Annotated in this window: 19 protein-coding genes; 7 read left to right on the forward strand and 12 right to left on the reverse strand. The window is 66.4% G+C overall.

Annotated elements, in window-relative coordinates; translation table 11 throughout:
- Positions 1-19 precede the first annotated feature (19 nt).
- On the reverse strand, positions 20-790 hold the full coding sequence (gene pgeF / locus AASM09_RS17670) for a peptidoglycan editing factor PgeF (RefSeq protein WP_049429149.1): 771 nt from the start codon (positions 788-790) through the stop codon (positions 20-22).
- Positions 790-1,779, reverse strand: a complete 990-nt coding sequence (gene rluD, locus AASM09_RS17675) for a 23S rRNA pseudouridine(1911/1915/1917) synthase RluD (RefSeq protein WP_019660164.1) — start codon at positions 1,777-1,779, stop codon at positions 790-792. Before rluD ends, pgeF begins: the two co-directional genes overlap by 1 nt.
- Positions 1,780-1,891: 112 nt before the next feature.
- Between rluD and AASM09_RS17680 the strand changes: the two genes are divergently transcribed.
- Together AASM09_RS17680 and AASM09_RS17685 are read left to right on the forward strand one after the other, a co-directional pair.
- Positions 1,892-2,779, forward strand: coding sequence for an outer membrane protein assembly factor BamD (locus tag AASM09_RS17680; RefSeq protein ID WP_024956778.1), 888 nt, complete (start codon positions 1,892-1,894; stop codon positions 2,777-2,779).
- A 195-nt stretch (positions 2,780-2,974) separates the two neighbouring features.
- Positions 2,975-4,168, forward strand: coding sequence for a lipase family protein (locus AASM09_RS17685; RefSeq protein WP_049429148.1), 1,194 nt, complete (start codon positions 2,975-2,977; stop codon positions 4,166-4,168).
- Between the two features lie 113 nt (positions 4,169-4,281).
- On the opposite strand, the gene AASM09_RS17690 is transcribed toward AASM09_RS17685, so the two are convergent.
- The 3 genes from AASM09_RS17690 to sucC all read right to left on the reverse strand — a co-directional run bounded on the left by AASM09_RS17690 (position 4,282) and on the right by sucC (position 8,222).
- Entirely contained in the window at positions 4,282-5,916 is a 1,635-nt protein-coding gene (locus AASM09_RS17690; protein ID WP_049429147.1) for an NAD+ synthase, read from the reverse strand.
- Positions 5,917-6,155: 239 nt separating this feature from the next.
- Positions 6,156-7,031 carry a succinate--CoA ligase subunit alpha gene (gene sucD, locus AASM09_RS17695; RefSeq protein ID WP_005410793.1) on the reverse strand — a complete coding sequence of 292 codons (876 nt, stop codon included), beginning with the start codon at positions 7,029-7,031 and terminating at the stop codon, positions 6,156-6,158.
- Between the two features lie 21 nt (positions 7,032-7,052).
- A complete protein-coding gene (gene sucC / locus AASM09_RS17700) occupies positions 7,053-8,222 on the reverse strand; it encodes an ADP-forming succinate--CoA ligase subunit beta (protein WP_004154430.1) in 1,170 nt (389 codons plus the stop codon).
- Positions 8,223-8,528: 306 nt separating this feature from the next.
- On the opposite strand from sucC, the gene AASM09_RS17705 reads away from it, so the two are divergent.
- Both AASM09_RS17705 and AASM09_RS17710 read left to right on the forward strand, forming a co-directional pair.
- Positions 8,529-10,142, forward strand: a complete 1,614-nt coding sequence (locus AASM09_RS17705) for a sensor histidine kinase (RefSeq protein ID WP_049427898.1) — start codon at positions 8,529-8,531, stop codon at positions 10,140-10,142.
- A gap of 60 nt (positions 10,143-10,202) precedes the next feature.
- Positions 10,203-11,576 (forward strand): sigma-54-dependent transcriptional regulator, encoded by a 1,374-nt coding sequence (locus AASM09_RS17710; RefSeq protein ID WP_005410795.1) that lies wholly within the window; start codon positions 10,203-10,205, stop codon positions 11,574-11,576.
- Between the two features lie 110 nt (positions 11,577-11,686).
- Here the strand turns inward: AASM09_RS17710 and pilB are convergent, their stop codons facing one another.
- From pilB to AASM09_RS17725, 3 genes are all read right to left on the reverse strand, one after another.
- On the reverse strand, positions 11,687-13,420 hold the full coding sequence (gene pilB / locus AASM09_RS17715) for a type IV-A pilus assembly ATPase PilB (protein WP_005414305.1): 1,734 nt from the start codon (positions 13,418-13,420) through the stop codon (positions 11,687-11,689).
- Between the two features lie 222 nt (positions 13,421-13,642).
- The gene (locus tag AASM09_RS17720; protein WP_049429914.1) at positions 13,643-14,050 is read right to left on the reverse strand and encodes a pilin; all 408 of its coding nucleotides are present in this window, start codon (positions 14,048-14,050) and stop codon (positions 13,643-13,645) included.
- Between the two features lie 150 nt (positions 14,051-14,200).
- The gene (locus AASM09_RS17725) at positions 14,201-14,632 is read right to left on the reverse strand and encodes a pilin (RefSeq protein WP_049429913.1); all 432 of its coding nucleotides are present in this window, start codon (positions 14,630-14,632) and stop codon (positions 14,201-14,203) included.
- Positions 14,633-14,985: 353 nt separating this feature from the next.
- On the opposite strand from AASM09_RS17725, the gene AASM09_RS17730 reads away from it, so the two are divergent.
- From AASM09_RS17730 to coaE, 3 genes are read left to right on the forward strand one after another with little or no spacing between them, the layout of a single operon-like run.
- Positions 14,986-16,245, forward strand: a complete 1,260-nt coding sequence (locus AASM09_RS17730; RefSeq protein WP_343368554.1) for a type II secretion system F family protein — start codon at positions 14,986-14,988, stop codon at positions 16,243-16,245.
- Positions 16,246-16,252: 7 nt separating this feature from the next.
- The gene (locus AASM09_RS17735) at positions 16,253-17,116 is read left to right on the forward strand and encodes a prepilin peptidase (protein ID WP_049429911.1); all 864 of its coding nucleotides are present in this window, start codon (positions 16,253-16,255) and stop codon (positions 17,114-17,116) included.
- Between the two features lie 11 nt (positions 17,117-17,127).
- Complete coding sequence (gene coaE / locus AASM09_RS17740; RefSeq protein WP_049429910.1) at positions 17,128-17,739, forward strand: dephospho-CoA kinase; 612 nt, start codon at positions 17,128-17,130, stop codon at positions 17,737-17,739.
- 205 nt (positions 17,740-17,944) lie between these two features.
- Here coaE and AASM09_RS17745 read toward each other — a convergent pair whose 3' ends face one another.
- The 4 genes from AASM09_RS17745 to AASM09_RS17760 form a co-directional block, all read right to left on the reverse strand.
- Positions 17,945-19,312, reverse strand: coding sequence for a sensor histidine kinase (locus tag AASM09_RS17745; protein WP_049429909.1), 1,368 nt, complete (start codon positions 19,310-19,312; stop codon positions 17,945-17,947).
- A complete protein-coding gene (locus tag AASM09_RS17750) occupies positions 19,275-19,952 on the reverse strand; it encodes a response regulator transcription factor (RefSeq protein ID WP_005410804.1) in 678 nt (225 codons plus the stop codon). Before AASM09_RS17750 ends, AASM09_RS17745 begins: the two co-directional genes overlap by 38 nt.
- Positions 19,953-19,960: 8 nt before the next feature.
- Complete coding sequence (locus AASM09_RS17755) at positions 19,961-20,431, reverse strand: hypothetical protein (protein ID WP_005410805.1); 471 nt, start codon at positions 20,429-20,431, stop codon at positions 19,961-19,963.
- An 89-nt stretch (positions 20,432-20,520) separates the two neighbouring features.
- Positions 20,521-20,997, reverse strand: a complete 477-nt coding sequence (locus AASM09_RS17760) for a hypothetical protein (protein ID WP_049429908.1) — start codon at positions 20,995-20,997, stop codon at positions 20,521-20,523.
- Between the last annotated feature and the right edge of the window lie 80 nt (positions 20,998-21,077).

Consider the following 21,077-nt stretch of genomic DNA (forward strand, 5'->3'; position numbering starts at 1 on the left):
CGTGCGAACAGGGGCGTACTCAGGGTGCGATCCAGGCCAGCGTCGCCATGCGTCCGGTACGACGATCGCGCCGGTGCGAGTACAGGTCCGGATCGGCCATGGTCGACACCGTGCCGCCGTATACCTGCGCCGGGTCCATGCCCGCGGCCTGCAGGCGCTGCCGCGCCAGCGCGAACAGGTCCACCTTCCAGTGGCCTGCGCGGGTGGCCACGAACGCCGCCTCGGCGGCCGGATCATGGCCGACGAAAGCGTGGTAGACCTCTTCACCGATCTCGTAATCGGCCGGCCCGGCAGCCGGTCCCAGCCAGGCTCGCAACTGCCCGGGCGGCGTCTGCATGGCCGCCACGGTGGCCTCCAGCATGCCGTCGGCCAGGCCACGCCAGCCGGCATGCGCCGCGCCCACCTCACTGCCATCAGCGGCGGCGAACACCACCGGCAGGCAGTCGGCGGTCAGGATCGCCAGCACCACGCCGGGCACCGAGGTTACTGCGGCATCGGCCACCGGCTCGCTGGCGCCGGGCACTGGTGGCGTGCTGAAGCGCAACACGGTGCTGCTGTGCACCTGGCGCAGCCAGTGCGGCGCGGAGGGCAACGCCAGCCCCTGCTGCAGCAGCTGGCGGTTGTGCTCGACGTTGGCCGGGGTATCACCATCGGCCGCGTGCCGGTTGCCCAGGTTGAACTGCGCGAACGGCGCCGGCGAGATGCCCGCGCCATGCCGGCGCGTCGTCAGCGCATGGACGCCCGCAGGCGCCGGCCAATCGGCCCACAGCAACGGCAGCGCGGCGTCCATTACCAGCGGTCCCGCTCGCGCGCGGCGAAGGCTTCGCTGTCTTCGCGCAGCACCTTCATCAGGTGCAGCATGTCCTCCGGCACCGGCGCGGTGTTGCGCACCGGCTCACCGGTGATCGGGTGCGTGAACTCCAGGGTCTCGGCATGCAGGGCCTGGCGCTTGAAGCCACGCAGCGCGGCCACCAGCTCATCGCTGGCGCCCTTGGGCAGCTTCAGCGCGCCGCCGTACAGCGGATCACCGATGATCGGATGGCGAACGTGCGCCATGTGCACGCGGATCTGGTGGGTACGCCCGGTTTCCAGACGGCACTCCAGCGCGGTGTGCGCACGGAAGCGCTCACGCAGCCGGTAATGGGTGATCGCCTCCTTGCCGTCCTCGCGCACCGCCATCTTCAGGCGGTCGCGCGGGTGGCGGTCGATCGGGGCATCGGCGGTACCGCCGGCCACCAGCGCGCCCATCACGATGGCCAGGTACTGGCGGTGCACGTCGCGTGCGGCCAGCTGCTCGACCAGCGCGGTCTGCGCTTCCAGGGTCTTGGCCACCACCATCACGCCACTGGTGTCCTTGTCCAGGCGGTGCACGATGCCCGCGCGCGGCAGCACCGCCACCGACGGGTCGCGGAACAGCAGGGCGTTGACCAGGGTGCCGCTGTGGTTGCCGGCCCCCGGATGCACCACCAGGCCGACCGGCTTGTTGATCACCAGCAGGTGCTCGTCCTCGAACAGCACGTCCAGCGGGATGTCCTCCGGCTGGGCGTCGGTCTGGGTTTCCAGCACCACGTTGAGGGTCACCACCTCGCCGCCGCGCAGCGGATCGCGCGGGCGCACCTGGGCGCCGTCCAGCAGGACCTCACCGGCCTTGATCCACTCGGTCAGGCGCGACCGCGAGTATTCGGGGAACAGTTCGGCCACCACGGCGTCGAAACGGCGGCCGGCAGCGGTGTCGGGGACGATGGCCTGGCGGGCCGATTCAGAGGGTTGTTCAGACATGGCAGGGGCATTCTTTGAAATTTTGGGGTCCCGGCGGCCGGTTTCAGTCGCTGGACAGGACACTAGGCTATCATCGACCCTTCGTATTCCAGCCGCGTCCCGCCTCGACCTCATGATCCGACGCTCCTCCATGCTCTCCGCGCCCGTCCGCCTCACCGCCCTGCTGCTGGTGCTGGTCATCGCCGCCACCGGCTGCCACCGTGGCGCCAAGAAGGGCGATCGCCCCGATGAAGGGACGCCGGTCGAACAGTTGTACGAGAAGAGCCACAAGCTGATGCAGGGTGGCAACTGGAGCGGGGCTGAAACCAGCTTCCGCCGCCTCGTGGCCCAGTATCCGTACGGCCCGTATACCGAACAGGCGATGATCGAAACCGCCTACGCGCAGTACAAGGCCGGCAAGCACGACGATGCGGTGTCCAGCATCGACCGCTTCATCCGTACCTACCCGACCCACCGCAACATCGCGTACCTGTACTACCTGCGCGGCCTGGCCAACTCCAACCGCAGTACGGTTTTCCTGCGCCGCGTATGGTCGCTGGACGCCAGCCGCCGCGACCTGTCCACGCCGCACCAGGCGTATTCGGACTTCAACATCGTGGTCGACCGCTACCCGAACAGCCGCTACGCCGCCGATGCGCGCCAGCGCATGCTGGAGCTGCGTGACGTGTTCGCCCAGCACGAGCTGGACAACGCCCTGTACTACATGCGCCGCGGCGCCTGGGTCTCGGCCGCCGGCCGCGCCAACTACCTGCTGGAAACCTATCCGCAGAGCGCGTTCCAGTACGACGCCGTCGCCGTCCTGGCCGATTCCTACACCCACCTGGGCAACAAGACCCTGGCCGACGACGCCCGCCGCGTCCTGCAGCTGAACCAGCCGGACCACCCGTGGCTGGAAGGCAAGTGGCCGAAGTACCCGTGGATGATCCGCAAGCTGAACCCGTTCGCCGGCGAGAAGTCCGCCAGCACCGGCCAGCGCAACGCGCGACTGGAAAAGAAATAAGAAAGCAGAGGGCCCCGCAAGGGGCCCTTTCTTTATCCGGTAGATCCACGCCATGCGTGGATGGCGGGCGCCCCGCTGGACTTGGGGTATTAGGAATTCTACGAATCGGCCGCCGTTGCGATGCCGTTCCCAAACCGGACCCGCACGGCCCTCCACACTCCAGCGCACGGCCATTCCCGCCTGCCTGGAGTCCGAATGAAGACCTCAACCGTTTCCCGCACCCGGCCCCTGCTGGCCACCCTCGCCGCCACCCTGCTGGCCCTGCCCGCTGCAGTCCAGGCCTCAGAGCCGGGCGAGCTGCTCAGCGCAGCGCCCTATCGTGCCGCCTGGGTGCCCTCGAAGGCATCCCAGGCGTACCTGCTCAGCTACCGCACGCCCGATCATCACAACCGGCTGGCGCAGGGCACCGGTCTGCTCTATCTGCCGGCAGGCACGGCGCCAGCGGGCGGCTGGCCGGTCGTTGCCTGGGCGCATGGCACCCAGGGCATTGCCGATCACTGCGCCCCTTCCCGTTCCGGCCCCACCCACGCCGAACGCGATGGGCGCTTCCTGGACGCCTTCCTCGCCCAGGGCTACGCCGTCGTCGCGGCCGACTATCAGGGCCTCGGCAGCCCCGGCGATCACGCCTACCTGCATGTACGCACCGCCGCGCGCAACAGCATCGACATGGTCAAGGCCAGCCATCGGTTCCTGGGCAGCCGCCTGTCACCGCGCTGGGTCTCGGTGGGCTACTCGCAGGGCGGTGCCGCGGCGCTCAGCGCCGGCCACCAGGCTGCCGCCTATTCCGGCCCCGGCCTGCAGTACAAGGGCAGCTTCACCGCAGGCACGCCCACGGCCGTGGAGATGACCGCACTGGTGATGCGCCCCGACAGCCGCAGCGCCAATCCCGGCGCACTCAATGCCTACCATGCCTATCTGCTTGATGGCCTGCTGCAGGTGGCGCCGCAGATCGACCGCGTGCTGAGCCCGCAGGGGCGGGCACGCATTGCCCTGGCCCGACAGCACTGCCTGACCGATCTGGCGGCACAGCTGGAGGGCGCCAGCACCGGCGAGATGTTCAGCGCGCCGTTGACCTCGGTGCCGGGCATCTGGACGCTGCTGCACGACTATCTGGGCGTGCCACGGCACGGGTTCGCCCAGCCGCTGATGCTGGCCCACGGCACGCGCGATCAGGACGTGCCCTATCTGACCACCCTGCTGTATGCCGCCGGCTTGGCCCTGCGCGGCGAACCCGTGGCCTTCCGCCAGTATCCGGTCGACCACCGCGCCACGCTGGATGCGGCCACCGCTGACGGGGTGGCCTTCGTAAAAGCACGCCTGGCAGATGCCCGCTTCGACGAAGCCGCCGAAGCCACCGGCCTGGAAAAACTGCTGGACGCCGCACGGTAGATCCACGACATGCGTGGATGATCTTCGACGATCGTGCGGACCAAGGTCCGCACCCACCGGAGAGGGGCCAACGGGTTGCCGGCCAGCGGCCGGCATTACCCCCCACCGCTACCTCAGCCCTTGTAGCCGTTGCTGATCGGGTAACGACGCTCGCGGCCGAACGCGCGACGCGAGACCTTGGGCCCTGGCGCGGCCTGGTGCCGCTTCCATTCGCTGATGCGCACCAGGCGCAGCACGCGGTCGACCACGGCGGCGGCGTAACCGGCGGCAACGATCTCCGTGCGCGACTGCTCCTGGTCGATGTAGCGGTACAGGATCCCGTCCAGCACGTCGTAGGCCGGCAGCGAGTCCTGGTCCAGCTGGTTCTCGCGCAGTTCGGCCGACGGCGGGCGGCTGATCACCGCCGGCGGGATCACCGGTGCACCGCCCACGGTATTGCGCCACTTCGACAGGCCGAACACTTCGGTCTTGTACAGGTCCTTCAACGGCGCATAGCCACCGCACATGTCGCCGTAGATGGTGGCGTAGCCCACCGCGTATTCGCTCTTGTTGCCGGTGGTCAGCAGCAAGCCGCCGAACTTGTTGGCCAGCGCCATCAGGATCACGCCACGGCTGCGCGACTGCAGGTTCTCTTCGGTCACGTCCGGCGTGGTGCCCTCGAACATCGGCGCCAGCGATTCCATCAGGCCCTTGAACGCCGGCTCGATCGAGACCGCTTCCAGCTTCACGCCCAGTGCCTGGCACTGTTCGGCCGCCAGGTCATTGGACAGGCCGGCGGTGTAGCGCGACGGCAGGCGCACCGCGGTGACGTTCTCCGCCCCCATCGCGTCCACCGCCATGGCCAGTACCAGTGCCGAATCGATGCCACCGGACAGGCCCAGCCACACCTTCCTGAAGCCGTTCTTGCGGCAGTAGTCCTGGATGCCGCGGGTGACGGCACGCCACGCCAGTGCATCCATGCTTTCGTCGCCATCGTCCATCCACACGTGCGGCATGAAGCGGCGCGTTTCGCCGTCGTACTCCACCACCAGCCACTGGTCGACGAAGGCGGCGGCGGCGGGGTGCACCGTGCCGTCACCATCGGCCACCACCGAGGCGCCATCGAACACCAGCGCATCCTGGCCACCGACCACATTGAGATAGGCGATTGCCGCGCCACTCTCGCGGGTACGTGCGGCCAGCACCGCATCGCGCTGGGCGTGCTTGCCGCGCTCGTACGGCGAGGCATTGGGTACCACCACCAGCTGCGCGCCGGCGCGCACGGTGTCGGCCAACGGCTCGGCGAACCACAGGTCCTCGCAGATCAGCAGACCCACCGGAATGCCGTTGACCTCGAACACGCAGCTGCCACCGTCCGGATCGACATCGAAGTAGCGGCGTTCGTCGAACACGGCGTAATTGGGCAGCTCACGCTTGCGGTAGGTCTGCTCGACCAGGCCATCGCGCAGCACGCTGGCGGCGTTGTAGACCACCGCGCCAGCCGCCTGCGGCCAGCCGACCACCGCGGTGATGCCGCGGCAGGCCGCGGCGATGCGCGTCATTGCCTGCTCGCACTCGTACAGGAAGCCCGGGCGCAGCAGCAGGTCTTCCGGCGGATAGCCGCTCACCGCCAGCTCGGGGAACATCACCAGCTCGGCGCCGTACTCGTCGCGCGCCTGGCCGATCATCTCGATGATGCGCTCGGTGTTGCCGGCGACATCGCCGACCGGGAAGTCGAACTGCGCCATCGCGATGCGGATCGAAGCCATGGGAATCCAGCCTGTGGTTGCAATGCCGCCATTGTAACGCCGCGCCATGCGCGCGCCGGGCGCGCTCACTGCGTGGACAGCCCTGGCTCAGTAGATCCACGCCGTGCGTGGATGGAGCCGACCGGGACACTGCCAGACGCAGAACAGCCGCCCGGAGGCGGCTGTTCTATTGAAGCAGGTAGAGCAGTCGACTAACAGTCGACTCTACCGATCGTGCCGGCCGCAGGCCGGCAACAATCTTATTTCACCAGCTTGGCGATGGCAGCGCCCAGGTCGCCCGGCGAGCGGACGGTGACAACACCGGCAGCTTCCATGGCAGCGAACTTGCCTTCGGCAGTGCCCTTGCCGCCCGAGGCGATCGCACCGGCGTGGCCCATGCGCTTGCCGGCCGGAGCCGACGCACCGGCGATGAAACCGACGACCGGCTTCTTCACGTGGTTCTTGATGTACTCGGCGCCGGCTTCCTCGGCGTCGCCGCCGATTTCGCCCACCATGATGATGCCTTCGGTCTGCGGGTCTTCGTTGAACAGCTTCAGGCAGTCGACGAAGTTCAGGCCGTTGATCGGGTCGCCACCGATGCCGATGCAGGTGGACTGGCCCAGGCCGACTTCGGTGGTCTGCTTGACCGCTTCATAGGTCAGGGTGCCCGAACGCGACACGATGCCGATCTTGCCCGGCTGGTGGATGTGGCCCGGCATGATGCCGATCTTGCACTCACCCGGAGTGATGACGCCCGGGCAGTTCGGCCCGATCAGCACGGTGTCCGGATGCGAGCGGGTCAGCACGTTCTTGACGCGCAGCATGTCCAGCACCGGGATGCCTTCGGTGATGCAGACGATGACCTTGATGCCGGCAGCAGCGGCTTCCAGGATCGCGTCAGCCGCGTACGGCGGCGGCACGTAGATGACCGAGGCATTGGCGCCGGTGCTCTGCACGGCGTCGGCAACGGTGTTGAAGACCGGCAGGTCGATGTGGGTGGTGCCACCCTTGCCCGGGGTCACGCCGCCGACAACCTGGGTGCCGTACTCGATCATCTGAGTGGCGTGGAAGGTGCCCTGCTGGCCGGTGAAGCCCTGCACGATCACCTTGGTGTTCTTGTTGATCAAAACAGACATTGGAATTCCTTGGTGTCGGTATCAGGCGGCGTTCTTGACAGCTTCAACGATCTTCTTGGCGCCATCGTTGATGTTGTCAGCCGGGATGATGGCCATGCCGCTGTCACGCAGCAGCTGCTTGCCTTCTTCCACGTTGGTGCCTTCCAGGCGCACCACGACCGGAACCTTGACGCCCACTTCCTTCACGGCGGCGATGATGCCTTCGGCAATCATGTCGCAGCGGACGATGCCGCCGAAGATGTTGACGAAGATGCCTTCGACCTTGTCCGAGGACAGGATCAGCTTGAAGGCTTCGATGACGCGCTGCTTGTTGGCACCGCCGCCCACGTCCAGGAAGTTCGCCGGCTCGCCGCCGTTGAGCTTGATGACGTCCATGGTGGCCATGGCCAGGCCGGCGCCGTTCACCATGCAGCCGATGTTGCCGTCCATGGTGACGTAGTTGATGTCCAGCTCCGAAGCGATCACTTCGGTCGGATCTTCCTGGGTCTTGTCGCGCATGGCGACCAGGGCCTTCTGGCGGAACGCGGCGTTGTCGTCGCTGTCGAACTTGCCGTCCAGCGCGTACAGGTTGCCGTCGTCCAGGATGGCCAGCGGGTTGATTTCAACCAGGGCCAGGTCTTTTTCGTTGAACAGGCGGTACAGGTTCACCATGATGCTGGCGAACTGGCCGGCCTGCTTGGCGGTCAGGCCCAGCTTGAAGCCGAAATCACGGCCGTGGTAACCCTGCACGCCTTCGACGAAGTCGACGTTCAGCGAGTGGATCAGCTCCGGGGTTTCAGCAGCGACCTGCTCGATCTCCACGCCGCCTTCCGAAGAGGCGATGTAGGTGATGGTCTTGGTGCCACGGTCGACCAGCACCGACAGGTACAGTTCCTTGACGATCTCGCCGGCTGTGGTCACCAGCACCAGGTTGACCGGCAGTTCAACGCCTGCGGTCTGGTAGGTGGCCATCTTGGTGCCGAGCATCTTGGCCGCAGCGGCCTTCACGTCGTCGGTGGTCTTGCAGAACTTGACGCCGCCAGCCTTGCCGCGGCCGCCAGCGTGGATCTGCGCCTTGACCATCCAGGGGCCCTGGCCCAGGGAGTTGGCAGCGGCAACCGCTTCGTCCGGGGTCGCAGCGACCTTGCCGGCCGGGACCGGGATGCCGTACTCGGCAAGCAGTTGTTTTGACTGGTATTCGTGGAAATTCATGCGTCACCGTGGGAATAGGAACGACCGCACGCAATTCCTCAGGGCCCCGGCGGGGCGCCGGCATGGACCGCGGCGGGCCCACTATTGTGGCCGAGCCGGCGCCGGGGCGCAAAGAAGTCTGTACAAAACGCCGGACGCGGGCAGATTTCCACCATCATAAATGCGCGATCCGGGCCACTTCGGCGGCGCCCGGCCGGGGGCCCTATACTGCCCTTCGCAAACGCGACGTGCCGGCCCGGCTTCAGGGGGCGCCGGCCAGGCCCGCCGCAGAATCCAGACCCAGGCAGCCAGAAGGGGAGTTCCGGCGTGTCACCCAGTGCTTCATTGATCGACCGCATCGAATCGATTCCGCGGCGTGAACTGTATTTCTTCGCGCTGTACCGGGTGCTGATCGCTACGGTCATCGCCGCCCTGCTCTACAGCCCGTTGTCGGCCATGGTCGGTGAAGCCCATCACCCGCGGCTGGCCGACGTCGTTGCGGTCATCTACCTGGCCCTGTCGCTGCTGGCCCTGGCACTCGGCCGCAACGAACGCTGGCTGCGTCCGATCGTGGTCAGCGGCGTGCTGGTGGATATCGTGGCCGCCACCCTGCTGTCGCACGCCCTGCCCGGCGCCAGTGCCGGCATCTCGATGTCGCTGCTGTTCAACATCGCCGCCGCCGCCACCCTGCTCCCGCTCAGCCTGGGGCTGGGCCTGGCGCTGGCCGCCAGTCTGGCCACCGGCGTGGAGTACACATGGAAGCTGCTGGAAGGCGGCGACCCCACCCGCACCCTGGCCGAACTGGCGATGTTCGCCACCAGCTACCTGGCACTGGCCTTCATCAGCTACCAGGTGGGCAACCGCGCTCGCCGCAACCAGCAACTGGCCAACCAGCGCGGCGACGAAGTAGCCAACCTGTTCCAGATCAACGAACTGATCATCCGCCGCATGCGCACCGGCGTGCTGGTGGTGGACGCCGACAACCGCATCACCCTGGCCAACGAAGCCGCCTCGATGCTGCTGGGCGACAACGACGGCAACGGCGAAAGCGGGCGCCTGGACCTGGCCAGCGCCGCACCGGAACTGGCGCGCAGGCTGCAGCGCTGGCGCAATGGCTGGGCACAGGACGAACTGCCGCTGCAGCTCAACCCCGACCAGCCGGAAGTGCAGCCGCGCTTCGCCCGCCTGCTGGCCGGCAGCGACCTTGCGCTGGTGTTCCTGGATGATTCCAGCGTGGTCTCGCGCCGCGCCGAATCGCTCACCCTTTCCGCGATGGGCCGCTTCTCGGCCAGCCTCGCCCACGAGATCCGCAACCCGCTGGCGGCGATCAACTATGCCGTGCAGCTGCTCGAGGAAGGTACCGGCTTCAACGAGAGCGACCGCCGCCTGCTGCAGATCATCCGCCAGCAATGCCAGCGCACCAACGGCATCGTCGAAAGCGTGCTGGGCCTGGCACGGCGCGAGCGTGCCACGCCCGAGAACGTGGACCTGGTCGCCTTCGTGCGCCGCTTCGTGCTGGAGTACAAGCAGGGCCAGACCCTGGAGACCGACAGCATCGAACCGATCATCAGCGATACCTCGGTGATGGCCCAGGTCGACACCAAGCATCTCTACCAGGTGCTGACCGTGCTGGTGCACAACGCGCTGAAGTACGGCCGCATCGGCCAGCAGCCGGCACGGGTGCGGCTGCGCGTGGCCCAGCACGAACGCAGCGCGGTGATCGACGTGATGGACCGTGGCCCGGGTATCCCCGAGAGCGTGGCCGCGCAGCTGTTCCGGCCCTTCTTCACCACGTCCGAGCATGGCACCGGACTGGGCCTGTATATCGCGCGCGAACTGTGCCGGGCCAACCAGGCCCGCCTGGACTACATCGCGGTGCCGGCCGGCGGCTCCTGCTTCCGCCTGGTGCTGCCCGGTCCACACACGCTGCTGCCCAGCTGATTCCCATCCTGTGCGTCAAACATTTGTCGCTTCCAGCCCCCTCGTTTATCTTTCACGCCCATGAATGAAACCCGCAGCGCCCTCGTCGTCGACGACGAACGCGACATCCGCGAACTGCTGGTGCTGACCCTCGGCCGCATGGGGCTGCGCATCAGTACCGCCGCGAACCTGGCCGAGGCACGTGAGCTGCTGGCCAGCAATCCGTACGACCTGTGCATCACCGACATGCGCCTGCCGGATGGCAACGGCATCGAGCTCGTCAGCGAGATCGCCCAGCACTACCCGCGCACGCCGGTGGCGATGATCACCGCGTTCGGCAGCATGGATCTGGCCGTGGAGGCGCTGAAGGCCGGCGCGTTCGATTTCGTCAGCAAGCCGGTGGACATCTCGGTGCTGCGCGGACTGGTCAAGCACGCGCTGGAACTCAACAACGCCGAGCGCCCGGCACCGGGCCCCAACGCCGAACAGGGCGGGCGCCTGCTCGGCCACTCACAGGCCATGGATGTGCTGCGCACCACCATCGGCAAGGTCGCGCGCAGCCAGGCGCCGGTCTACATCCTCGGCGAGTCGGGCGTCGGCAAGGAGCTGGTCGCACGCACCATCCATGCGCAGGGCGCGCGCGCGGCCGGCCCGTTCGTGCCGGTCAACTGCGGCGCCATTCCCGGCGAGCTGATGGAGAGCGAATTCTTCGGCCACCGCAAGGGCAGTTTCAGCGGCGCGCACGCCGACAAGCCCGGCCTGTTCCAGGCGGCGCATGGCGGCACCCTGTTCCTGGACGAAGTGGCTGAACTGCCACTGCAGATGCAGGTGAAGCTGCTGCGCGCGATCCAGGAAAAGTCGGTGCGCGCGGTGGGGGCGGCCAACGAGGAGCCGGTGGATGTCCGCATCCTCTCGGCCACCCACAAGGATCTGGCCGAGCTGGTCGAGGACGGGCGCTTCCGCCACGACCTGTACTACCGCATCAACGTGATCGAACTGAAGGTGCCGCCGCTGCGCGAGCGCCGTCAGGACCTGCCCGAACTGGCCGCGGCCGTGCTGGCCCGATTGGCCCGCAGCCACGGCCGTGCCACCCCGCTGCTGGCGCCGTCGGCGCTGGAAGCGCTGGCGCAGTACGCGTTCCCGGGCAATGTGCGCGAGCTGGAGAACATCCTGGAACGTGCGCTGGCCCTGGCCGAGGAAGACTGCATCGGCGCCGACGACCTGCGCCTGCCGCAGCACGCGCCGCGTGCACCCGGCAGCGCGGCGCCCGCCGAAGCGGTGGCCGACCTGCAGCCGGGCAGCGCCGCCCTGCCCTCCTACATCGAGCAGCTCGAGCGCAGCGCCATCCAGCGTGCGCTGGAAGAGAACCGCTGGAACAAGACCCGTACTGCCGCGCAGCTGGGCATCACCTTCCGTGCGCTGCGCTACAAGTTGAAGAAGCTGGGGATGGAGTAGAGCCGAGCCCATGCTCGGCTGCGCGGTGATTGGGGCCACGTAATCCACGCATGGCGTGGATCTACTGTGGAGCCGAGCATGGGCTCGGCTCTACGGAAAACCGCGTTGCATCAATCCTTGGTGACGCGGTTGATCTCGGCCAGGCTGGTGATGCCCGCTGCGGCCTTCTTCAACGCCGACTGGCGCAGGTCATTCACGCCGATCTGCTGCGCCGCCTCGGCAATCTGCAGCGCATTGCCACCGGCCAGCACGATGGTGGCGATCTCATCGGTCATCGGCATGACCTGGTAGACGCCGGTCCGGCCCTTGTAGCCCTCGGTGCATTCATCGCAGCCCACGGCCTCGTACAGCTCGATGCCCGCATCCAGCTGCGCCTGGGTGAAGCCTTCGGCCAGCAGCGCATGTTCGGGCAGGCTGGACGGGCGCTTGCAGTTGCCGCACAGGCGGCGTGCCAGGCGCTGGGCGATCACCAGCGTCACCGAGCTGGTGATGTTGTACGGCGCAATGCCCATGTTCATCAGGCGCGCGATGGTCTGCGGCGCATCGTTGGTGTGCAGCGTGGACAGCACCATGTGGCCGGTCTGCGCGGCCTTGATCGCGATCTCCGCCGTTTCCAGGTCGCGGATTTCGCCGACCATGATGATGTCCGGGTCCTGTCGCAGGAACGAGCGCAGCGCCGCGGCGAAGGTCATGCCACGCTTGTTGTTCTGCTGTACCTGGTTGACGCCCGGCAGGCGGATTTCCACCGGGTCTTCGGCGGTGGAGATGTTGCGCGTCTCGTCGTTGAGGATGCCCAGCGCGGTATACAGCGACACGGTCTTGCCCGAACCGGTCGGGCCGGTCACCAGCACCATGCCGTAGGGCTTGTGGATGGCATCCAGGAACAGCTTCTGCTGGTCCGGCTCGTAGCCCAGCTTGTCGATGCCCAGCTTGGCCGCGCTGCCATCGAGGATACGCAGCACCACCTTCTCGCCGAACAGGGTCGGCAGCGTGCTGACACGGAAGTCGATCTGCTTGGTCTTGGACAGGTTGAGCTTGATGCGGCCGTCCTGCGGGACGCGCTTCTCGGCGATGTCCAGCTGTGCCATCACCTTCAGGCGGGCGGCGATGCGCTGGTTCAACTTCACCGGCGCGCGCGCGACCATCTTCAGCAGGCCATCGATGCGCAGGCGCACGCGGTAATCGTCTTCGTAGGGCTCGAAGTGGATGTCCGAGGCACCCTTGCGGATCGCATCGACCAGCACCTTGTTGACGAACTTCACCACCGGGGTGTCGTCGCCCTTGGCGTCGATGCCGGAATCGCCGCCGGTGGCGCCGAGATCCTCGTCGCCGGCCGCCACGTCCAGATTGCCCATGCCATCGTCATCGCCACCCAGGGCGTCGCCGAGGGTGTCATGGCTGGCGTGCCACTGTTCCAGCGTGCGGCGGATCTGGTCCTCGTCGACCAGGATCGGCTCGACCACCAGGTTGGTGTGGAACTTGATCTCGTCCAGCGAGTGGGTCGGGTTGCTGGTGCCGACGAACAGCTTGCCGCCGCGCTTGAACAGCGGCAGCACGTTGTGCTTGCGCAGCAGCTCCTCGCTGACCAGGCTCATCGCGTTCTGGCTGGCGTCGAAGGTGGACACGTCGAACAGCGGCATGCCGAACTCGACCGCATTGGCGGCGGCCAGCTGCGAGGCATTGACCAGCTTGTTCTGCGCGAACCACGTCGGCAGTGGCTGGCGGGCGGCCGCGGCCTTGGCCATGGCGTCGCGGGCGGTGGCCTCGTCCAGGGCCCCGTCCTGCACCAGACGACGGGCCAGGCCGGTGATGCCGACAAGATTGGCGGTGGTGACAGCGTTCATATGAATCCTTGGCTCATGGGGTCATGCCATGCCGTGCGTCTTGCACGGACACCGCACGGGGCAGCAGAACCCGCCGCGACCCAATGGCCACCGGCATCGCCAATCCATGAGCAACACTGCCTTGCCCGGCACTCCCGGCCCGGCAGGCACGATCCTGACTCCCCCGGGGATGATAGCCCCGTCAAGGGGCGGCCAGCATCCCATTGAAGCGCTGAAGTGTGATCAGCAGCCGGTCGGGCGATAGCGCGCTTCGAACGCGCTGCCATCGCAGCTCCAGATGCCCTCGGCGGAGCGGCGCAGGATCAGGTCCTTGCCGTCCAGCACGCTGTGGCCCTTCAGGGTGCAGCTGATATGGCCGACACCGGATTCACTGAGCTCGGCCTCGACGTTGGAGCAGTGGGCGTTCTGGGCACCGCCGATAAGATCGGCTGTCACCAGACTGGCCGGACGGTTCTCGTTGACGAGGATTTCCACCTTGGTCTTTCCCGGCGTGATATCCGCAAGCGCCGCCGCCAACTGGGTGCGCACGACGTATGGCTGAAATGCCACAGTCGCAATCGCCGCAAGGATCGCGATGATGGCCACCACGATCATCAGTTCGATGAGCGTGAAACCCTTCTGGGTGTACATGATTCCCCCTGTTTGATCCAGCAATCCCCATTGCTGCCTGCTGACCGGATTTCACGGCCCGGTCAGCACAAGGCCCGCCGAAGCGGGCCCTGTGTTCATCTCATGAAATGAAGGGAGCGTATGCTACGCGCCACTCAGGAAATCATTAGATCAGCTGCAGCCCTTCGGCTTGAACTTGGCGTCAACAGCATTGGTAACGCAGGCGAAGCCGCCAGCAGTCGTGATGGCACCAGTGGTGGCATCAACAACCGAATCCGTGTAAGTCAACGCGATGGTGGAGCCGGTGCCAATGCGGCCCGGATCACGGATGGTGCAAGTCATACCATCACCGTCCACGGCGATCGTCGAGCAACTGCCAGTCGAGGTACCCTGGAAACCAGCACTGTTCGGAGTCGGAACGCGACCCGCGCTCTTTTCCATCTCGAACTGGGTCTTGTGCGAGGCCAGGTCGGCCAGCGCAGCGGTGACCTTCGACTTCGAGGTGTAGTCCTGGTAAGCCGGCAGCGCGATGGCGGCCAGGATGGCGATGATCGCGACGACGATCATCAGTTCGATAAGGGTGAAGCCCTTCTGGTTCTTCATTGGTACATCCCCAAGATAGTGGTGGTTGAGTTCAGTGCACGGGATCGGACCGGACAGCGCCGGCATGAGCGGGCCCCATGCCCTGCGGGTGGATCAACGCAGGTTGCGTGCCAACCCCGGCACGCCTCCCCCTGGATTTCCCCGCGCCCATGATGGCAGCAATTTCGCGGATGGGAACCCCCCGCATCCGAATCTGCGATGGACGCGGCAATGTGACGCAGTGCGTCACCTTTGGTCGGCACCCGGCACGAAATCGCACGCAGGGCCGCCTGCCAACTGCCCATCCGGCCTTGAACCCGCTACCATCGATGGCTAGTTACCCGCCTGGGGATGGCGGGTCTTGGGGAGCCAACATGTCTGTCAGTCGCAGTGCGATCAAGAAAGAGCCGGTGGCGCGCGCCACCATGGAACTGCAGCCGTTTGTCTGGGAGGGGACCGACAAGCGGGGCGTGAAGATGAAGGGCGAGCAGCTGGCCAAGAACGCCAACCTGCTGCGCGCCGAACTGCGCCGCCAGGGCATCAACCCGGGCCAGGTCAAGCCCAAGCCGAAGCCGCTGTTCGGCGCCGCCGGCAGCCCGGTCAAGCCCAAGGACATCGCCTTCTTCAGCCGGCAGATGGCCACGATGATGAAATCCGGCGTGCCGATCGTGTCGGCGCTGGACATCATCGCCAGCGGGCACAAGAACCCGCGGATGAAGAAGCTGGTGGACACCATCCGCACCGACATCGAGGGCGGCTCCTCCATGTACGAGGCGGTCAGCAAGCACCCGGTGCAGTTCGACGAGCTGTACCGCAACCTGGTGCGGGCCGGCGAAGGCGCCGGCGTGCTGGAAACCGTGCTGGACACGGTGGCCACCTACAAGGAGAACATCGAAGCGCTGAAGGGCAAGATCAAGAAGGCGCTGTTCTACCCGATCATGGTGGTGGTGGTAGCCATGCTGGTCAGCGGCATCATGCTGGTGTTCGTGGTGCCGCAGTTCGAGGACGTGTTCAAGAGCTTCGGCGCCGAGCTGCCCGCCTTCACCCAGCTGGTGGTGAACCTCTCGCGGTTCATGGTGTCGTGGTGGTGGCTGATATTCCTGATCGTGGTGGGCTCCGCTGTCGGTGCCATCATGGCCTACAAGCGCTCGCCGAAGATGCAGCACGCGATGGACCGGTTCGTGCTGAAGGTACCGGTGATCGGGCAGATCATGCACAACAGCGCCATCGCCCGCTTCTCGCGCACCACCGCGGTCACCTTCAAGGCCGGTGTGCCGCTGGTGGAGGCGCTGGGCATCGTGGCCGGTGCCACCGGCAACACCGTGTACGAAGAGGCGGTGCTGCGCATGCGTGACGACGTCTCGGTAGGCTACCCGGTGAACATGTCGATTAAGCAGACCAACCTGTTCCCGCACATGGTCATCCAGATGACCGGCATCGGTGAAGAGGCCGGCGCGCTGGATGCCATGCTGTTCAAGGTGGCCGAGTACTATGAGCAGGAGGTCAACAATTCGGTGGATGCCCTGAGCAGCCTGCTGGAACCGATGATCATGGTGTTCATTGGTACCATTGTGGGCGGCATGGTGATTGCCATGTACCTTCCCATCTTCAAACTCGGCGCCGTCGTCGGATAACACATACATGGCTTTTCTCGACCAGCATCCTGGCCTCGGCTACCCCGCCGCGGCCGCCTTCGGACTGCTGCTGGGCAGTTTCCTGAACGTCGTCATCCTGCGCCTGCCCAAGCGGCTGGAATGGCAGTGGAAGCGCGATGCGCGCGAAGTCCTGGAGGAACCGGACTTCTATGAACCGCCCCCGCCGGGGATCGTGGTCGAGCCGTCGCACTGCCCGCACTGCAAGCACAAGCTGAGCTGGTACGAGAACATCCCGCTGTTCAGCTGGATCATCCAGGGCGGCAAATGCCGCCACTGCAAGGCGCCGATCTCGCTGCAGTACCCGCTGGTGGAGGCGATGACCTCGCTGCTGGTGGTGGCCTGCGTCTGGCAGTTCGGCTTCGGCTGGCAGGGCTTCGGCGCCATCGTGCTGACCTGCTTCCTGATCGCCCTGTCCGGCATCGACCTGCGCACGCAGCTGCTGCCCGACCAGCTCACCCTGCCGCTGATGTGGCTGGGGCTGATAGGCAGCATCGACAACCTCTACATGCCGGCCAAGCCCGCCCTGGTGGGCGCGGCGGTGGGCTACCTGTCGCTGTGGACGGTCTGGTGGCTGTTCAAGCAGCTGACCGGCAAGGAAGGCATGGGCCACGGCGATTTCAAGCTGCTGGCGGCCCTGGGTGCCTGGTGTGGCCTGAAGGGCATCCTGCCGATCATCCTGCTGTCCTCGGTGCTGGGCGCCATCATCGGCTCGATCTGGCTGTACAGCCGGGGCCGTGACCGCGCCACCCCGATTCCGTTCGGGCCCTACCTGGCCATCGCCGGCTGGCTGTACTTCATGTGGGGTGCGCCGCTGGTGGAGCAGTACATGGTGATGAGCGGGCTGCGCTGAGGGGAGTCCCCATGAGCCGCTACGTGGTTGGCCTGACCGGCGGCATCGCCGCCGGCAAGAGCGAGGTGACCCGGCGCTTCGAGGCGCTGGGCATCGTGGTGGCCGACGCCGACCTGGCCGCCCGGGCCGTGGTCGCCGCCGGCAGCCCGGCCTTGGCCCGCATCGCCGAGCGCTTCGGCGCCGGCATGTTGCTGGCCGACGGCAGCCTGGACCGGGGTCGCCTGCGCGCCCACGTCTTTGCCGATCCGGCCGAGCGGACGGCGCTGGAAGCCATCACCCATCCGGCCATCCGCCTGCTGATGCAACAGCAGTGCGAGCAGGCTGAAAGCCCGTATGCGATTGCCGCCATTCCGCTGCTGACCGAGGTCGGTGGGCGGAAGGCATACCCGTGGCTGGACCGGGTACTGCTGGTGGATGCGCCGGAAGCCGTGCAGCATGCCCGCCTGATGCAGCGCGATGGCATCGACGCTGCGCTGGCTGACCGGATGATTGCCGCCCAGGCCAGCCGCGCGCAGCGGTTGGCGCTGGCCGATGACGTGGTGGTCAATGATGGACGGCCGGAGGACCTGCAGGCGCAGGTGGAACAGCTGCATGCGCGGTATCTGGGGTTGGCCCGGGGGTGAGGTCTGGTTGCCGGCCAGCGGCCGGCACTACCGGAACGCATCCACCCATGGCGTGGATCTACTGTAACTCTGGTTGCCAGCCAGCGGCCGGCACTGCCGGAGCGCATCCACGCGTGGCGTGGATCTACTGTAGAGCCGAGCCCATGCTCGGCTCCGGAAAGCCAGGGCAGCCGAGCGCAGGCTCGGCTCTACACGAGGCAGGCGCTTACAAGGGTTTCGGCGAGAACGTCAGGGTGGCAATCACGCCGCGCTCGCCACCGGGGCGCACGCTCACCTGCCAGCCGTACAGGTCGCACAGACGGCTGACGATCGACAGGCCGATGCCGCCACCCTGCGAATGGCCGGCGTGCGTGCCGCGGTAGCCACGCTGGAACAGCTTGGCTGCATCTTCCTCGCTCAGGCCTGGGCCGCTGTCCGTCACCGATACCGAATTGGTGCCGACGAAGACGCGCACTTCGCCGTCCTGCGAGTACTTCACCGCGTTGCCGATCAGGTTGCCCAGCGCCACCGACAGCGCCGCCTCGGGTGCATCGATCACCAGGTTGCGCTCGCCTTCCAGCAGCAGCTCCAGCGGCTTGCCGCCCAGCTGCGCGCGGTGCGCATCCAGCAGCTGCTCGGCCACGCGCGCCACGTTGCTGGTGCCCTGCCCGCGCTCGTTGCGCGACAGCAGCAGCAATGCGCCGATCAGGTCGCTGCACTGCTGTTCGGCTCGCTGGATGCGCTGCAGGCGCTGCAGCACCTTCTCGTCCAGGCCGGGCCGGGTCAGCAGCAGCTCGGTGGCCCCGCGGATCACCGCCAGCGGCGTGCGCAATTCATGGCTGACGTCTGCATTGAACTCGCGGTCGCGCTGAACGACTTCGGTCAGCCGCGAGGAATAATCGTCCAGCGCCTGTGCCAGCTGCCCCACTTCGTCATCGGGAAAGCGCGGCGCCAAGGGCTCAGGTTCACTGGTACCGCCACGGTACGCACGCAGCCGCGCGGCCAGGTCCGACACCGGCTTCATCACCTTCGACGCCGACCACCAGCCCAGCACCAGCGACAGCACGCTGAACACCAGCACCGACAACACCAGCGCGCGGTTGAGCTGCTTGCCACCGCGCACGCTGTCGGTCATGTCATAGGCGAGGAAGAACCAGGCGTCGGGCGTCTTCCGCACGGCCAGCTTGTAGGAATAGGGTTCGCCGTGTTCGTCGCCGCTGACGCTGTGGATGCCATCGGAGAAGCCCGCCCACTGCGCGCGCTCTTCGCGCACCCGGTCGAACTTGTCCTTGGAATAGGCATACGCACGGATCTGCAGCACCGGCGCGTCCGGGTTGTGGCCCGGGTGTTCGTAGTAGCGCCGCGCGTACTCGTCGATGTTGCGGTTCATCAGCTCTTCCACCAGCTGGTTTTCCACGCGCAGGCGGGCCCAGTTGGTGGCGAACGCGAACAGTGTTGTCAGGCAGAAGCCCAACAATACGAACGAGACGATGATGCGGCTGCGCAGGCGCCGCCTGTATGGCGTGCGCCGGCGCTCCCCCTTGGTTGCCACGGAATCAGGCTTCCGGGGTGGCGATGCGGTATCCGATGCCATGGCGGGTCTGGATCAGCGGCACTTCAAACGGCTTGTCGACCACCGCACGCAGGCCATGGATATGCACGCGCAGCGAATCCGAGTCGGGCAGTTCCTCGCCCCACACGCGGGTTTCCAGCTCCTGGCGGGTCACCACCGCCGGCGCCGCTTCCATCAGCGCCTGCAGGATCTTCAGCGCGGTCGGGTTGAGCTGCAGCAGCTTGCCCTGGCGGCGCACTTCCAGCGTGTCCAGGTTGTACTCCAGATCGCCGGTTTCCAGCACGCGGGTCTGCACGCCCTTGCCGCGGCGCGACAGGGCGTTCAGACGCACTTCCACTTCCTGCAGCGCGAACGGCTTGATCAGGTAGTCATCGGCACCGGAATCGAAGCCGGCCAGCTTGTTGTCCAGCGAATCGCGGGCCGTCAGCATCAGCACCGGCGTCTGCTTGCGCGCTTCGTTGCGCAGCTTGCGGCAGACTTCGATGCCGTCCATGCCTGGCAGGTTGAGATCCAGCACGATCGCGTCGAACTCGTGCACCACGGCCAGATGCAGGCCGGTGACCCCGTCAGCCGCGAAGTCCACCGTATGCCCCCGGTCCTCCAGATAGTCGCCCAGGTTGGCCGCAATGTCGCTGTTGTCTTCGATTACCAGGATTCTCACTGTCACCTCTAATTGACTGTACTGCCGGCGCGCATGACCTGCCTCATGTCCTGCTGAGCCCGTTCCTTCTGCCGAGCGCGCTCGGCAACGGTCATGCACTGCGTCGTGGTCCGATTGGAACCGATGGGCTTTTCACGTTGGCATATTAGACGACTATCTTCACGCGCCTGTGTCAAAACCGTGTTCACGACCTGCTGATCGTTGAAGACCTGGGTTTGCACCGGTTCAGGCATGGAATCACGTGCCGGGTACTGCTCCACCGCCGCCCGCATGCGTGCCAGGGCGTCGTTGACGCGGGTGCGCTCGTCCTGCTTGAGTTCCGAATAGGTTTCGCCGTCCTTGAGCTCCACCTCGATACGCGCGATCTGCTGCTGCAGCGGCTGACCGGGCACGAACACGTCCTTGCCCCTGGATGCCGATGCGGTACTGACCAAGGCGAGTCCTGACAACAGGACGGCCGACATCAAAGCCTGTTTCATGGCAAACAAATCCTTGTCTGTGGCGAATCCCGACTCTATTCGCACCACCTTCACGCCAGCAAGTGCCAATGGTCGGGGCAGCGGTGGCCCTACCGCGAGCTGGCAGGGTTGAAGTTGTTGAAGGTGCGCTGGTCGTTCAACAGAGCCTTGCCCTTTTCTTCGATCCGGCGGCGCTCCGCCACCGTCAGGCAGCGGCTTTTCGGCATGTTGCTGCCGGTGGTGCGCGTGTGCTGGCAGATCTGCCGGCTGTCCTCATGGGCGCGGGTGAGCAGGGTATTGATCCGCTCCTGGTCGTTGAAGACTTCCCCCTGCACCTGCGGTGGCAGTTCCTGCAGGCTCTGGTGGCCTCCCATCCGCGCGGTGATCCGGGCCAGTGCCTGGCGCACCTCGCTGCGGTCATCAGCGGAAATCTCGCTGTAATCGCCATCACCCAGGGCCTTTTCCACCTGGCGTACCTGCTCGGCCACCGGCGACTGCCGGTCCATCTGCACAACGGATTTCTCCGGCTTGGCCGCAGCAGATCCGGCCAGGGACAGCAACAACGCGATCATCGTGATGCGGTACATCGCCAGCCTCCGATCCATCCAGGAACGATGGGGGCCACTCTACGGGCGTCACGCTGCCTCCACAAGGGACGCCGGGCAGG

Source organism: Stenotrophomonas maltophilia, from assembly GCF_039555535.1.
Lineage (GTDB): Bacteria > Pseudomonadota > Gammaproteobacteria > Xanthomonadales > Xanthomonadaceae > Stenotrophomonas > Stenotrophomonas maltophilia_Q.